We start from the raw sequence: 12,186 nt of genomic DNA on the forward strand, positions 1-12,186 counted from the left end.
AGATAGCAGGCCGGGGTGGAACTGGTATGGACGTCCAGAGCAAGAGCGCTCCCTCATCCCCGCGAAGCCGGGAGAGAGGGAGCTTCAGAGCCGTTGGCGCGGCATGCCGTGCAGGCGCAGCGAGAACGCCACGCCGCTGCCGTCGTCCAGGTTGCGAGCGCTGGCCACACCGCCGTGGCGTTCGGCCACCAGCCGCACCACGTACAGGCCCAGGCCCAGATGTGGCGCATCGCCGGGGGTGGTCTTGTCGCGCAGGCTGACCAGCGAGTCGAACAGGCGACCCTGCATCGCCTCGGGCAGCAGCGGGCCCTGGTTGGCCAGTTCGATCTCCGCGCCATCGGGCGTGGCGTGCAGGCTCAGGCGCAGCCAGCCACGCTCGGGCGTGAACGACAGCGCGTTGTCGAGCAGCTTGTCCAGCGCCTGCGCGATCAGCTCGGGTGCGCAATGCAGGTGCAGCGGCCCATCGGGCAGCACGCAGTCGAGCCGGCGAGTGCCCACCAGCGCGCGATAAGCGTCGGCACAACCGCGCACCACGTCGCGCAGGTCGACATCCTCGGGTTCCGCCGCGGTGATCGAGCGCTCCATCCGGCTCGACTCGCTCATCGCCCGCACCAGCGCACCCAGCCGCGCCACGCCATCGCGGGCGCGCGCCAGATACGGCCGCGCCTCGGCCGGCAGCGCGGCCCGCTCCTGCAGAGCATGTTCGAGGTTGTCCAGCGAAGATTTCACGATGGCCAGCGGCGTGTTGAGTTCGTGCGAGAGTTTCGAGGCCAGCGTGCGCAGGTAATCGGTGTAGCCGCCGACCACTTCGAACAACCGCTCGAAGCTGCGTGCGAGGTCGCCGATCTCGTCCGGCGCATCGGTCATAGGGAAACGGCCTTGCTCGAACAAGCCGTCCAGACGTCCGTCGTTGAGCTGTGCGCGCTCGGCCGCGTTGCGCAAGCGGGCCAGGCGCAGGCTGAGCCGGGTCGCAAATGCCAGCAGGATGCCGCCGGCGACCAGCAGCACACCGAAACTGGTCAGCAACAGGCCGAACAAGGCCTTGTTGGCCAGCAGCGGCACGCTGCGGCTGGCCTGCTCCAGCAGCAGCACGCCGTCGATCTTGCCCGCATGTTCGATCGGCACGGCGGCGGCCAGCACCACGCTGCCGCGCTCCTCGCCGCTGCGCCACACGGCAACCGGTTTGCCGCTACTTGCCGTGCCGACTTCCGCGGTATCCAGCCGCGGCACATCCTGCGACCACGGGCTGGCGTCTTCCAGTTGATTCGCCAGCAGCGAGCGATAGATCAACGAGGCGAACCAGCCCGGCTGGCCATCGGCCCCTGGCGCGGTGTTCAGGCGACCCGTGCGGGCCAGCAGCCAGCCCTGCGAGGTCAGCACACGCGCTTGTACGCGTTCGGGCACGAGTTGCGCCAGCTCGCCGGAAAGTTTGTCCGAATAACTGAGCAGGGCCCGCGTATCGGATGCCATCCGGTCCCCGCCTGCCGCCGCGTCGTACACGCCAACGCCGAGTACGCGCAGATGCAGCGCCGACGGCAAACGCAGCTCGACCTGATAGCCGCTGCCGTCTTCCTGCCATTGCGCGGGAAACCGATCTGGAAGCCCGTCGACCGCGGGATCGAGCGGCTGCGCCGTGAGCGGCCCGGGTGCCGCGCTGGCCAGCAGGTAGCGCCGCTGTCCATTCGCATTGCCCAGGGTCAGGATCAGATGATCCGCGGCCAGCGCATTGGCATCGTCGGCATCGGCGCGGACGCGCCGCGTTTCGGGCACGACGGCATACAGATACAGCCCGTCCTCGTCCGCGGCCAGCAGCAGCCGGCCTTGTTGTCCCAGTGGCTGGCTCCACGGCGTCAGCGGCGCCCAGTCGTCGCCGTAACCATCCACGGTGATCGGACCCGGCACCTGCTGCACGTACCAGGCCTGGCCCGATTCCGGCTGCACCGCACCGGTCACCACCAGGCTGCGCGCCACCGCGCCCGCCGACGCCAGCAGCGCCTGGGCCTGGCCGTCGCGCAGCAGCGCCTCCATCTGCCGCACATACAGCCAGCCCGCGATCGGCAGCGCCAGCGTGCACAGGGCGACCAGCAGGAGTTTTCGGCGCAGGTTCATCGGGAAGGACGGTCAGCTGCCATGCCGTGGCGATGCTCCCGCATCCGGTGCCCAGCGTGCGGTCACCACCACGCGCATGAAATCGTCGAGCAGTCCGCGCCGGGTGGGATCGGCATCGTCGAACGCCATCGACCAGCTCAGCCGGATGCCGCTGGCCTGGCCCGGATCGCAGAACACCACCACGTCGTCGACGTGATCGCTGCCCCGGTAGACACTCGCCTGGCACGGCATGGCCTGGTTGCGCACGGCAATGCCGGAGACCTTGCCGGCCGGATCGTGCTGCAGATAGCGCTTGCGATCGGCCTGCACCTCGGCGGTCAGCGTGGGCAATTTACGCGGCGTCACATTGAGCACCATCACGCGCTGCGGCTTGCCGCTCCACTCGCCCTGATACAGCACGGCGTCGACCCCGATCGCGCGAGCGTAGGTGCAGCAGTCGCGCGTCCAGCCCTTCGGCGTCGCGACAGTGACCGCCCATGCGGGTGCGGTTCCATCGCGCGCGCCACGGGCCAGCACGTTGTCGGCCGGACCGGCTGCATGCGCCTGCACGGCGAACAGGCAGAATGCCGGCACCCACAGCACGCGTCGCATCACTGCATTCCGCATCAGGGCTTCCACCGGTAGCCCACGCCGTGCACCGTCTCGATCGCATCGAACTCCGGCGCCACCGCGATGAACTTCTTGCGGATGCGCTTGATGTGCGAGGTGATGGTGGCGTCGTCGACGACCAGCTCGGCCTCGCGCATCAGCTGGTCGCGGTTCTTCACGTGGCCGGGGAAGCGGATCAGCGTGTGCACCATCCAGAATTCGGTCACGGTGAGCGGCACTTCCTCGCCGTTCCAGCTGATCCGCATGCGCTCGAATTCCATTTTAAGCGGACCGTGCTCGATCACCGTCTCGCTGCTGGCTGGCGCCTTCAGCGATTCGATGCGGCGGAACAACGCCGCGATGCGTGCGGCCAGCTGGTGCAGGCTGGTGTCCTTGCTGAGGTAGTCGTCGGCACCCAGGCGCAGGCCGGAGATCACGTCGAAATCCGAATCGCGCGCGGTGAGAAAGATCAGCGGCAAGGTGGCCGACTTGGCGCGCAGCTCGCGGCACAGGTCGAAACCGCCCTCCGGCTCGTCGCCGAGACCGATGTCGATGATCACCAACTCCGGCAGCCGCATCGCGAACGCATTGGAGGCCTCCCGGCGGGAGCCATACCCACGCGCGTCGTAGCCGAAACGGTTGAGCGCCTCGACGTAGTTGGCGCGGATCAATGGTTCGTCTTCGACGATGGCAATGCTGCGGCCCATGGCACGCTCCCTGGTTTAGTGAGCGCAGCGTGCTATGCGAACCGTCGCGACGCAAGCTGCGCAACGCGAGTGCCCGCATTTCGCCACAAGCCAGCGGCAGGCCGGCCCGATTGCGCCGGCGCCAGCGCCCGGGCCGGATGTTTGATGTGCACCATGCACTACGCATGGGAGCCGGACAATGTCGAAAATCGAATCCAGAGAAAACGACCCGAACGCCGATTTGCGCAGCTTCGAGCCGCTACGCGTGACGCTGGCGCTGGGCGCCCTGCTGCTCGGCCTGTTGTTCGGCATCCATTGAAGAGGTCAACGCCATGCACGGATTTCGTTTCAACCCCCTCTCGTTCAATCCATTCGCCGTGGAAGGCATCGGTGCGGCCGGCGCGAAGGGAATCGCGCCGGCCGCGGGGCTAGACACCGACCCCGACTGGCAACCGCTGTAGCCCGCTCCGCGTTCCGTCCGACATGGTGGTTCCTTTCCCCTCCTTGCGAGGGGATTTTTTATCTGAACCGCATCGAGCCGGGAATTCGGCGCGTTCACAAATCTGCGGGGAACCAAACCGGATCGACCCGGTCGGAATAGAGGATTGGTAGCGTTCCATTGCCGTGGAACATGCCGGTACGACAGCTGTCCCTCCCTGTGCAGCGGTCGTACCGGCACCACCAATCGATGGTGTTTCCTCTCACGTCTCCGACGACGTTTATCCCGACGCAGCCATCACTGCGTCGGGATTTTTATGCGTGGAGGCTTTGCGAAATCGCCGACGCTCAGCCGATTGCCTTGCGCATGGCGGCGGAAATGCTTAAACGATCGCCTTGCGCATGGCGGCGGGAATGCTTAAACGATCGCCTTGCGCATGGCGGCGATCTCGGCGCGGTAGTCGCTGGCGTGGAAGATGGCCGAGCCGGCGACGAAGGTGTCCGCGCCGGCGGCGGCAATCGCGCCGATATTGTCGGCGGTGACGCCGCCATCCACTTCCAGTCGGATCGCACGGCCGCTGGCCTCGATGCGCTGGCGTGCCTGGCGCAGTTTTTCCAGCGCGCCGGGAATAAATTTCTGTCCGCCGAAACCCGGATTGACCGACATGATCAGGATCAGGTCGAGCTTGTCCATCACGTAGTCGAGGTAATCCAGCGGCGTGGCGGGATTGAACACCAGCCCGGCCTGGCAGCCGGACTCCTTGATCAGCCCCAGCGTGCGGTCGATGTGCTCGCTCGCTTCCGGATGAAAACTGATCAGGCTGGCGCCGGCCTTGGCGAAGTCGGGCACGATGCGGTCGACCGGCTTGATCATCAGGTGCACATCGATCGGCGCAGCGATGCCGTACTTGCGCAGCGACTGCAGCACCATCGGACCGATCGTGAGATTCGGCACGTAATGGTTGTCCATCACGTCGAAATGCACCCAGTCGGCGCCGGCGGCCAGCGCCGCGGCAGTGTCTTCGCCCAGCCGCGCGAAATCGGCGGCGAGGATGGACGGGGCGATGATCGGGGTTTGCTTGGCCATGGCACGTACCAGAGAGTTCGAAGATGCTCATTGTAGGAGCCCGCTGGCGGGCGATGCCGTTGCTTTGATGTTTGGGGAAGATCAAGGCCAGAGCATCGCCCGCACGCGGGCTCCTACTTGAAGCCGCGTTGTTCCTTGATGCGGTCGTAGGCCGCGTTGATCTCGCTGGCGCGCGACTCGGCGCGCTTGCGCATGTCTTCGGGCAGGTCGCCGAGGCGATCGGGGTGATGTTCGGAGATCAGCTTGCGATAGGCGCGCTTCACTGCCCGATCGTCGGCGTTGCGCTCGATGCCGAGCACGGCGTAAGGATCCGGCCCCTGCGGCGTGCGCTGCGGCGGCACGTAGCCGCCGCCGGCAGCGCCGCCGTACCCGTAACCGCGCCGGCCGCCGGCACCGGCGTTCCAGGCGTAACCTTTCATCGCCATCAGCGCCATCAGCTCCATATCGCTGATCCGCAGCGCGAAGGCGAGCTGGCGCAGGATCGCCATCTTCTCCGGCGCCGGATTGCCCTCGGCCAGCACGGTTTCGATCACCACGTCCAGCACCGGGAACGCATGGTCGCGGCGCATGCCTACCCAGTTGCGCAACGCGGCGATGGTCTGGGTGACGTCGAATTCCGGCTGCTTGCCGACGTTGAAGCTGGTCACTGCCTGCTTGCGCAGCTCGGCGCTCAGATTCATCCGGGTCATCAGGCGTTCGGCAATCGCGATTTCCTGCTCCGACACGCGGCCATCGGATTTCGCCACCGCGCCCAGCAAGGTGAACAGCGGACCGACGAAGCCGCCGGCTTCCGGCGTGGCGTTCTTGCGTTGGGTGTAGCGCAGGTTGTCGAAGATGAAGCCGACCACCGCGCCGGTGATCGCGCCTGGCAGATGGCCGATGATCAAACCGAAAAACGCGAACCACAGCGTGTAGGAAAAACTCATGGATGGGCCTGCGGCTGCGGCGGCTGTGCGCTGTACCAGCGCGCCAGCATGTCGAGTTCGGCGGCGCTGACCGGACCGATCGCGGCGCGCATGACCGGCACGTTGCGGCGGCCGTCGCGGTATTGCTTCAACGCGTCGCGCAGATAGTCCAGCCGCTGGCCGGCCAGGTTCGGCACGCCGGGCATGGCGGCGTGCCCGGTATTGCCGTGGCAGGCCGCGCACAAGCCCAGCCGGGTCGGCTGCACCGGGGTCTGTGCGCAGAGGGCGGGGGCGGCAACCAGGCACAGCGCCGCGATCAGTGAGGTTCGCATCGGCAACACATGGGGCTAAAGGTCGCCAATTCTAGCAGTCCGCCAAAATCCCACGGGGCAGATGCCCGGCAGCCGCGCCGCAGCGGCTAGAATAGGCAGCTCCCCAGCCTGCGGAACCCCTTGCCGTGCCCACCACCTTGCTGCAATCGAACCTGCCCGGCCTGCAACTGATCCATCGCGGCAAGGTGCGCGACGTCTATGCGCTGGACGACGACCGCTTGCTGATGGTCGCCACGGACCGGTTGTCCGCATTCGACGTGGTGCTGCCGAACCCGATCCCGGGCAAGGGCGAGATGCTGACCCAGATCTCCAATTTCTGGTTCGGCAAGACCGCGCACCTGCTGTCGAACCATCTGCTCGACGTGCCGCCGGCCGACGTGCTGCCGCCCGGCACCGATCTGGCGCTGTACGAGAGGCGCGCGGTGGTGACGCGTCGACTGAAGCCGGTGCCGGTCGAGGCGATCGCCCGCGGCTATCTGATCGGCTCCGGCTGGAAGGATTACCTAGCCACCGGTTCGCTGTGCGGCATCCAGTTGCCCGCCGGCCTGCAGCAGGCGCAGCAGTTGCCCGCACCGATCTTCACCCCGTCGACCAAGGCCGCCGTGGGCGACCACGACGAGAACGTCAGCTATGACGTGGTGGTCGATGCGGTAGGCCAGGAACTGGCCGACAAGGTGCGCGACGCCACCCTGGCGATCTACCAGTGGGCCGCCGCCTATGCGGCCGAGCGCGGCATCATCATCGCCGACACCAAGTTCGAGTTCGGCACCGACGCCAACGGCACGCTGTACGTGATGGACGAGATGCTGACGCCGGATTCCTCGCGCTTCTGGCCCGCCGAGGAATACCGCGTCGGGATCAGTCCGCCCAGCTACGACAAGCAGTTCGTGCGCGACTATCTCGAGACGCTGGACTGGAACAAGACCGCGCCTGGCCCGATGATCCCGGACGAGGTGATCGCGCGCACCGCCGCCAAGTACGCCGAGGCCTTGCAGCGCCTGGCCGGCATCAAGCTCGACTGAATCTGTTTCCGTTCGCGCTGAACGTAGCCGCGCATGCAGCGGCGCACGCGGGGAGCGGCCACGGATGGCCGCAGCTTTGAGGAGCGAGGAAGTCGAAGCGCATCGTCCGAGGCTTCGACTTCGCGCCTTCGGCGCCACGCTCAGCGCGAACGGATCAAGATATATTCGGCCCAGACGATCAAAAACCCGACTCAACCGGAGTTGCCTCGATGCGCACCATGCAGGACTGGCTCGACAGTTACAGCGGCGACCACCAGAACCCGACCAACCGGTTGTTCCACTGGTTCTGCGTGCCGCCGATCGTGTGGTCGGTGATCGCGCTGCTGTGGACGATCCCGGTGCCGGCCGCCTTCTTCCGTCCCGGCACGGTGGCCGTGGCGGTGATGGTGCTGGCGTTCTACTGGTACTGGAAGCACTCGCACCGGCTGGCGCTCGCGCTGCTGATCGCGTTCGCGCTGCTCGGCCTGCTCACCAACCTCCTGTACTACCGGCTCGGCGGCGCCTCGCTGTGCTGGCTGGCGATCGGCGTGTTCGTGGTCGCGTGGATCGGCCAGTTCATCGGCCACCTGTTCGAAGGGCGCCGCCCCAGTTTCCTCACCGATCTGTCGTACCTGCTGATCGGCCCCGCGTGGCTGATGGCCAAGCTGCTGCGCGCACTGGGGTTCCAGCAAGTCACATGACCACCCTGCTTACCGTGATCAGCAGCCTGCTCTGGTGGGTGCTGTACAGCAGCATGGCTGCGCTGGTGTTTGCCCTGATCGGCTGGTCGGTGCTGCGCTGGACCGAACGCTGCGCCGTGGTGTTCAACCGCGTCTACCTCGCCTGCCTGCTGTGGACCATGATCGGCCTGCTGCTGGTCGTCGGCGTGGCCGCGCACGAAGGCCGCCTGCATCCGCCGTATGCGGCGCTGCTGAACTCCGGCCTGCTGCGCGGCGCGCTGGTGCTGGACATGCTGATCGGCACCGTGCTGCTGTGGCGGTTCACCCCGCGCATCGATGCGCACCGCATCCGCCCCGGCAGCGCCTGCATGGCGGTGGCCGTGATCATGGCGATCAGCTTCGGGATCGCCACCAGCCTGGCGTGACCCGGTCGCTGCCGCATACGGAAAAGGGCGGATGAACTCCGCCCTTTTTTGCATCCGGACGATCGCGAACGTCAGTGCATGCCGAACATCGCGGCACCGAACACCATCGCCATGATCACGCCGATGATCAGCGCCAGCACGAAGCCGATCACCATATAGACCAGTTCCACCAGACATGCCTTGCCGTAGCCGATCTGGCTGCCGTTCTGCGCCAGCAGCAGATAATTGATCACCGCGGCACCGACCAGGAACTGCACGGCTCCCGACAGCAGGCCACTCGCACTGCCGTGCATCACCAGGCCCAGCACCACCGCGGCCACTACCACGGCAATCGCGGTCAGCAGCACCGCACCCAGCGAACGCAGGTAGGACGGCATGTAGCCGACCACCAGCCGGAACGCCACCGACAACACCAGCGCGGCAACCAGGATGCCGCCCACGAACATGATCAGCAAGGCCATCATGCCCATGCCGGCCAGCGCAGCAAACGAAGAAGTACCCATAAAACCCCCTTGAGTTGAAGGAACACCGCGAGGTGGCATCCCGTGCCATCCCCTCCCCGCGGTGGCGCCAGCCTAGCCGATTCCGCCGCGGCGGGCTCACTCCGGCAGGGCGGCAATCGCCTCGCAGGCGTAGGCCATCAAAGCCGGATCGATGCCGGTTCGTTGCTGCATCGTGTCGGCCTCCCGCTTGAACATGGTGTTGAGCGAGTGCTGGATGCCGGCATCGCCACCGGTGAATTCACGCACCAGCGAACGCCATTTCCGCGCCAGTAAACGCACCTCGTCGCTGGCTGGATCCTTGTTCAACTGCATGGCGGCCGCCATGCCGGCGATGACTTGCGGCCACGTCTGCTCGACCTCGTGGATGCGCTCGGCACCGAGCATCTCGCCGCGTTGCCTGAGGGTCCCCAGCTGTTCGGTAGTCAGGTATTTTTCCATGATCGTGCTTGCCTCAATGGTGGACAGGAGTGTGTCGCCATCGATCGCCTCGCCGGCAGCAAGCCGCTGCTCCAGCCGTTCCAGGCGGACCAGCAGTTCGTGCTGGCGGGCGATCGTCTCCCGCAACTGGGTGACCTGCCGACGCACCGCATCGGCCAACGAGGGCACATCGGCATCGAGGCCGGTACGGATGGCATCGAGCGTGAGCCCGAGTGCCTTCAACGAAACGATATGCTGCAGTCGCAGCAGCTCTGCTTCGCCGTACAGCCGATAGCCGGCACCACTGCGCGCCGCCGGCCGCAACAGGCCGCAAGCTTCGTAATGATGCAGGGTACGCACGGTCACCCCGGTACGGCGCGCGACCTGACTGACGGACAACAGTTTCATCGTGTTCCTCCATAGCGGGTGATGCCACTGTGCACCCTCACGTCGCGTGAGGGTCAAGCATCGCGTCACCGCCGAGCTCGGCTATCTGCCGTGATCCGATGCCTGCGTTGCACTCCGGTTCGCTACCCGTACGGCCTCGACAAAACCACTGAACGGAATATCGGTGATGCCGACCAGGCCGATGTGGGAGTTCTCGCCGTCGAGCAATCGGCCGGTCACCGGCTGATCGGCGTACTGGAACCAGTGCGCACCCACGATATCCGGATTGCTGGCAGCGGCCGCGACGAAACGCGCATACGCTTCGCCGCGTTGCTGCTCGTTCCACACCGACACCACGCCTTTGCCGAACGGGCCGCGGTCGTCGGAGCCGAAGTGGAATTCGCCGATCAGCACGGGCTTGTCCAGCTGGTGCATCGCAGCCGCGTCGAAACCGTGCTGCGGCAGGTCCGCGTAGAGGTTGAAGCTGACCACGTCGCAGTACTGCGCACAGGCGGCGACGGCTTCGGGCGTGTTCACCGCGAAGCGGCCGCCCAGGAACAGGTGGTGCGGGTCGTGGCGGCGGATCGCTTCGGCGACGGTGTGGAAATAGGTGTCGGCGTAGCGTCGCAGCCACGCGCTGTAATCGGTGGCGATCGCCGGGTGCGCCTCGTTCGGCGCGGGCGCGGCGAAGCCGGTGGCGTTCAGCGCATTCCATGAGCCCAGCGCGATGCCCCAGGCGGCAGACAGTGTTTCCGGCGCCACGTATTTCTTGCGCAGCATCGCGATGAATGCCTGCTTGGCCGGGCTCTTCGCATCGCCGGCGAGCGTGCCCACGGCCAGCCCCCAGCGGCCTTGCGGACCGTTGCCGGCCCAGGCCAGTTCGTTATCCGCGAAGTAGCCGAGCAGGTACGGATCGTCGCGCACGTCGGCGCTTGCCTTGGTCACCGCCGCTTCGGTCGCACGCACGAAGCGCGGATCGAACGGGTCGGGCATGCGGCCCCAGTAGTCGTAGCCGCTGGCGACGTTGGCGTAGTCGCCGACGATATTGATCGAGCGCGTATACGGCAGCCTGTGTGCGCGGCCCAGCGCGTCGTCGCTCCAGTTGCCGATGGTGTTGAAGCCCCACGCCTGCAGCCGGTCCAGCGTGCGTGCGCGCCACGCGCCCAGCCAGTTCCCGCCATCGACGCGATACAGGTTCGCCGCGTAGAAGTCGAACCAGCGGCCATGGTTGTAGCCGATGCCCGCGCTGGCGCGCTGATCCTTGTTGCGGCTGTCACCGCTGCCGTAGAGCGCTGCCCACTCGCCGCGGGCCGGTGGCAGATCGCGAAACATGAACTCGCGGCCATCGACGTAGCTGCGGGCTCCATCGGCGACCACCGCGTTGACGCCCAGCGAGAAGAACGCGTGGCCGTCAGGCGTCACCAGTCGCCAGCGGCCATCGGTTTTCTGCGTGTGGAACCAGCCGGTACGGTTCAGGCCATGGATGTCCGGACGTCCGCCGTATGCATCCAGTCCTGTCGGCATCGACTTGGCCAAGCCCGCCTTCTCCGTCGCATGGTCCGCTCGCAATGCGGCGTCGGAATCGACTTTTTCCGGCCATCGACCGCGTGTGAACTGCCCGTAGCGGTCGACGATGCCGGCATACGCATCGTGCAGCGCGGTCGCGGCCCGCTCGACATCGAGACGACCGAACAGCAGCGCCTGCGTCGCCTGCGGCGCGGGCATGCCGAGCCGGATCGCGCTGACCTTGTGCAGGTTCAACGCGCCTTGCACGGTGGTTGCCAGAAGGGTCGGTTGACCGCGATCGCCGAACGGCATCGGCGGCCCCGCCTGCATGCCTTCGTCGCGCGGCGACGTCGCGTGCAGCGGGACCACCAGCGTCTGCGCCGGCCCGGCCGGCACACCCACCGTGGCCTGCAGTTGCTGACCGGCCACATCATCGACTTCCACCACCAGCGTCACCGCCCACGGCATCGCGTTCTGGACGCGCAGGCGCAACTCGCCTTGCGCCGACCAGTCCCATGCGCCGCGGGGTGGCATGACGACGATCTGCGGATGGGATGCCGGCTGAAACGCGTAACGCTGCTGCCTCACGCCATCGCTGGCGCGCTCGACCGGGCCAGTCCGCTGTACATGATCGAGCGTGAGACGAGCCGACACATCCGGACCGGCCAGGTCGAGTACGCCAGGTGTTGCAGCGTGGCAGGCGCTCAGTGCGGACAGGCACAACGCCCAGATCAATGCATGACGTTTCATTGGCGGAAGCCTCGCTGGAACACCCACGCAATCGTCGCCATTGTAGGAGCCCGCTGGCGGGCGATGCTGTTGTTCTGAATCTCCCCAACCATCAGAGCTTTTGCTCCGGGTCTTTCCGGTCGTCGGAGCGAGAGCATCGCCCGCGAGCGGGCTCCTACATGGGATTTGGGGCTTTTGGTCCGGGTCTTTCCGGTCGTCGGAGCGAGAGCATCGCCCGCGAGCGGGCTCCTACAATGGCGGCGATTGAGTAAAAAGAGACTTCCTCCCCTTTCGGCCTCGAGGGCCATGATGGTGATGCTGGTCAACCGTCACTCGAAGAGGAAGTCTCCATGAGCACTATAACCATTGGCGTGGATTTGGCGAAGAGCGTGT

13 protein-coding genes are annotated in these 12,186 nt (G+C 66.4%); 4 read left to right on the forward strand and 9 right to left on the reverse strand.

What is annotated here, in order from left to right; genetic code table 11:
* Positions 1-84: 84 nt before the first annotated feature.
* From ACFPPB_RS11320 to pdsR, 3 genes are read right to left on the reverse strand one after another with little or no spacing between them, the layout of a single operon-like run.
* Positions 85-2,109, reverse strand: a complete 2,025-nt coding sequence (locus ACFPPB_RS11320) for an ATP-binding protein (RefSeq protein WP_377327086.1) — start codon at positions 2,107-2,109, stop codon at positions 85-87.
* 12 nt (positions 2,110-2,121) lie between these two features.
* Entirely contained in the window at positions 2,122-2,700 is a 579-nt protein-coding gene (locus tag ACFPPB_RS11325) for a hypothetical protein (protein ID WP_377327088.1), read from the reverse strand.
* Between the two features lie 14 nt (positions 2,701-2,714).
* Entirely contained in the window at positions 2,715-3,404 is a 690-nt protein-coding gene (gene pdsR / locus ACFPPB_RS11330) for a proteobacterial dedicated sortase system response regulator (RefSeq protein WP_377327090.1), read from the reverse strand.
* Between the two features lie 311 nt (positions 3,405-3,715).
* Between pdsR and ACFPPB_RS11335 the strand changes: the two genes are divergently transcribed.
* On the forward strand, positions 3,716-3,844 hold the full coding sequence (locus ACFPPB_RS11335) for a hypothetical protein (protein WP_377327092.1): 129 nt from the start codon (positions 3,716-3,718) through the stop codon (positions 3,842-3,844).
* Positions 3,845-4,239: 395 nt separating this feature from the next.
* Here ACFPPB_RS11335 and rpe read toward each other — a convergent pair whose 3' ends face one another.
* From rpe to ACFPPB_RS11350, 3 genes are all read right to left on the reverse strand, one after another.
* Entirely contained in the window at positions 4,240-4,908 is a 669-nt protein-coding gene (gene rpe / locus ACFPPB_RS11340) for a ribulose-phosphate 3-epimerase (RefSeq protein WP_377327094.1), read from the reverse strand.
* Between the two features lie 113 nt (positions 4,909-5,021).
* Entirely contained in the window at positions 5,022-5,834 is an 813-nt protein-coding gene (gene djlA, locus ACFPPB_RS11345; RefSeq protein WP_377327096.1) for a co-chaperone DjlA, read from the reverse strand.
* Positions 5,831-6,145: a c-type cytochrome gene (locus ACFPPB_RS11350; RefSeq protein ID WP_377327098.1), complete on the reverse strand. Its 315-nt coding sequence runs from the start codon at positions 6,143-6,145 to the stop codon at positions 5,831-5,833. The genes djlA and ACFPPB_RS11350 overlap by 4 nt, the downstream gene beginning before the upstream one ends.
* 125 nt (positions 6,146-6,270) lie before the next feature.
* On the opposite strand from ACFPPB_RS11350, the gene ACFPPB_RS11355 reads away from it, so the two are divergent.
* The 3 genes from ACFPPB_RS11355 (at position 6,271) to ACFPPB_RS11365 (ending at position 8,251) form a co-directional block, all read left to right on the forward strand.
* On the forward strand, positions 6,271-7,167 hold the full coding sequence (locus ACFPPB_RS11355; RefSeq protein WP_377327100.1) for a phosphoribosylaminoimidazolesuccinocarboxamide synthase: 897 nt from the start codon (positions 6,271-6,273) through the stop codon (positions 7,165-7,167).
* Positions 7,168-7,376: 209 nt separating this feature from the next.
* On the forward strand, positions 7,377-7,847 hold the full coding sequence (locus ACFPPB_RS11360) for an Mpo1 family 2-hydroxy fatty acid dioxygenase (protein WP_377327102.1): 471 nt from the start codon (positions 7,377-7,379) through the stop codon (positions 7,845-7,847).
* Entirely contained in the window at positions 7,844-8,251 is a 408-nt protein-coding gene (locus ACFPPB_RS11365; RefSeq protein WP_377327104.1) for a hypothetical protein, read from the forward strand. The genes ACFPPB_RS11360 and ACFPPB_RS11365 overlap by 4 nt, the downstream gene beginning before the upstream one ends.
* Before the next feature lie 71 nt (positions 8,252-8,322).
* On the opposite strand, the gene ACFPPB_RS11370 is transcribed toward ACFPPB_RS11365, so the two are convergent.
* The 3 genes from ACFPPB_RS11370 to ACFPPB_RS11380 form a co-directional block, all read right to left on the reverse strand.
* Positions 8,323-8,754: a hypothetical protein gene (locus ACFPPB_RS11370; RefSeq protein ID WP_377327106.1), complete on the reverse strand. Its 432-nt coding sequence runs from the start codon at positions 8,752-8,754 to the stop codon at positions 8,323-8,325.
* 96 nt (positions 8,755-8,850) lie between these two features.
* Positions 8,851-9,579, reverse strand: a complete 729-nt coding sequence (locus ACFPPB_RS11375) for a MerR family transcriptional regulator (protein ID WP_377327108.1) — start codon at positions 9,577-9,579, stop codon at positions 8,851-8,853.
* An 81-nt stretch (positions 9,580-9,660) separates the two neighbouring features.
* A complete protein-coding gene (locus ACFPPB_RS11380; protein ID WP_377327110.1) occupies positions 9,661-11,814 on the reverse strand; it encodes a beta-agarase in 2,154 nt (717 codons plus the stop codon).
* Positions 11,815-12,186: the final 372 nt, after the last annotated feature.

This window comes from Rhodanobacter terrae (assembly GCF_042657005.1).
In the GTDB taxonomy this organism is placed as follows: Bacteria; Pseudomonadota; Gammaproteobacteria; order Xanthomonadales; family Rhodanobacteraceae; genus Rhodanobacter; species Rhodanobacter terrae.